Annotated in this window: 2 protein-coding genes; both read right to left on the bottom strand. The window is 69.5% G+C overall.

All coding sequences use genetic code 11. The annotated features are described in order from the left end of the window. Nucleotides 1–1,416: sigma-70 family RNA polymerase sigma factor (locus J7E68_RS20200; protein WP_215174823.1), on the bottom strand; the 1,416-nt coding region annotated here is incomplete at its 3' end. Nucleotides 1,417–1,894: 478 nt separating this feature from the next. Then, the coding region (locus J7E68_RS17680) for an N-acetylglucosamine-6-phosphate deacetylase (RefSeq protein ID WP_215174821.1) at nucleotides 1,895–2,604 on the bottom strand (710 nt) is incomplete at its 5' end.

Raw genomic sequence — 2,604 nt, 5'->3', positions numbered from 1 at the left:
GGGGTTTTCGCCTCCGGGGTTCTCGCCTCCGGGGTTCTCGCCTCCGGGGTTCTCTCCTCCGGGGTTCTCGCCTCCGGGATCCACGGGCGGAGGCGTCTCGACGGGAGGAGCGGGTGTCACGGGCTCAGCGGGAGCGGGCGGTGCGACGATCGCCGGCGCGATGTCTTCCGCGGGCTCTGGCGTGATGGGCGCCTCGACGGGCGGTGTCACGGGCTCGGGGTCGGGCTCGACATCGTCGAGGATCACGGTCTTGTCTTCGGACATCGAGTCATCGGGTCCGACGTCGGCGCTGATGGACGAATCGGTGTCTCCGGCGCTCGGCAGAGACGCTGCGGGGGTCGCTCCGGCGAGGCCGGGGATTATGGTCGCGGCAGCGACCACACCGGCGACGACGAGCGCGGCGGGTCCTGCGCCCACGAGCGCCCCGACACCGCTGAAGATTCCGCCTCCGGCGCCGGCCCCACCGGCACCGGCACTACCTGCGCCGCCCGACGTACCGGCGGTTGCGCCGCCGGTCGACGACCCGGCCACGGCTGTGCCGCCCCCTGCGACGACGACGGCACCTTCCGTGACGCCCGAGGGCATCGCGGCGAGGGCGACGATCGGCGTTCCGCCGCCTTGGAGGGTGGCGAGGTATCCGGCCGAGCCGGACACTCCCAGGACGAGCGGAAGGAGCACGAGCGCCAGGCGCTTGGACACATCCTTGGCCTCGGCGGCGACGATCATGCATCGTGCGCACTCGTCGAGATGCATCTCGAGGCGCTTGTGATCGCGGGTGCTCAGGTTGCCGCGTGAATAGGCGCCGAGATGCTCGATCGTCCACTGGCAGTCGGAGTCGGGTGCGGCACTGCGCAGATGCGCCTGGATCCAGGCCTCGCGAAGTCCTTCGCGTGCACGGAATGCGAGCTGCGAGACGGCGCCGGCCTTCATCCCGAGAAGGGGGCCTGCCTCCTGCGGCTTCATCTGCTCGATCTCGGTGTACCAGAGCACCTCCTGCCAGCGGGAGGGGAGGCTGCGGAACGCCTGGGCGGTGAGGCTGCGGTCGAGGGCCTCGTTCGCGGCCTGCTCGGTGCTGTCGGGGTCTGCGACGGTGTCGAGCTCATCGATCGCGGACTCGCGACGGGAGCGACCCCACGCCGCGGCGGTGTTGCGGATGCTGGTGAAGAGGTAGGCGCGGAAGGAGCCGTTGGGCCCACCGCCCTTGATGATGGCCTGGTAGATGCGCGTGTACGACTCCTGCACGAGGTCGTCGGGATCGATCGACGACGTGATCGATCGGGCGACCGACATGCCGGAGGGGTAGTGCCGCCTCCAGAGTTCACCGAACGCCGCTGCATCACCCGAGCGGGTGCGCAGGACGAGATCGGCGTCTGCGATCGATTCCTCGTGCGAAGTGCTGTCGTGGTCCACTGTCATCCATCTGTCGTGGGTGAGCGAGCGCGCCCCCACATGAAGAGACGCGTGAACCCCATTTTCATCACGCGCCTTTTCCATTCTCTCTCTGATCACTCAGCCTTGCCACCCCTTGGTGAAAACTCAGCCGTGATCTTCTGTTTCGAAAAAAGCCTGGTCAGGGGCGAAACGGTCGACCCCGCGGAACAATCTCGAAAAAATCCTGGGAACTCGCGTAATGAACGGGCGTCCTCTTCGTCTCATCACATAGAGACAGCCATGGGGTTCCACCGGGGGGCGGAACCCAGGCGCTGGTGCAAGGGGTAAGTGCACCGGCATGGCGGGTCGGGCACCTCGGGGGAGGAGCGCTCGACCCGCCAGCTCTCGACATTGGGGGGAACATGACGGGGTCGCCGCTCTGGGGAACGGCGGCCCCACTCCCTCTCCCGCACACGCGACCGGAGACCGCAGTGCTGCTCGTCGATGCGCGCGCGGCTCCGGACTAGGCCCGGTCGCCCACCCAGACGCGCACGACGTGCAGTCGCTCGTCCATCAGCACGGCATCGCCGACGTATCCCGTCGCGAGGCGGCCGAAGCGGTCGCCCGCACCGATGGCCCGCGCCGGGGTGGCGGTCAGCGCGCGCACCGCCTCGGGCAGATCCACACCGGCGGCGATGGCACGCTGCAGTGCGACGTCCTGAGTGAGCGTCGATCCCGCGATCGAGCCGGTGTCGTCGGCACGGGCGACACCGGCTTCGACCGTCACGCTCACCGCGCCCAGGTCGTAGTGTCCGTCGGCGCTGCCCGCGGCCGCCATCGCATCGGTGATGAGCGCCACGCGACCCGGGGCCGAGTCGAAGACGAGCTTGATCACGTGAGGATCCAGGTGCACGTCGTCGGCGATGGCCTCGAGCACCACCCGATGGTCGGCGGCCGCGGCCAGAACGGGGCCGGGCGCTCTGTGGTGGATCCCGGGCATGGCGTTGAAGGCGTGGGTCAGCAGCGAGGCCCCTGCCTCGAATGCCGCCACTGCCATCGCGGCATCGGCGCTGGTGTGGCCGACGGCGGCGACGGCTCCCGACTCGACGATCATCCGCACGGCGTCGAGACCGCCCGGGAGCTCGGGAGCGATGGTGACCTGGCGAATTGTGCCGCGGCCTGCCTCGAGCAGTCGGGCGACGTCGGCGGGCGCCGGGTCGCGCAACAGGGTCG

Source organism: Microbacterium sp. ISL-103 (assembly GCF_018613995.1).
Classification (GTDB): domain Bacteria; phylum Actinomycetota; class Actinomycetes; order Actinomycetales; family Microbacteriaceae; genus Microbacterium.
The sequence above is the reverse complement of the archived record's forward strand: the minus strand, read 5'-3'. Positions and strand labels throughout refer to the sequence as shown.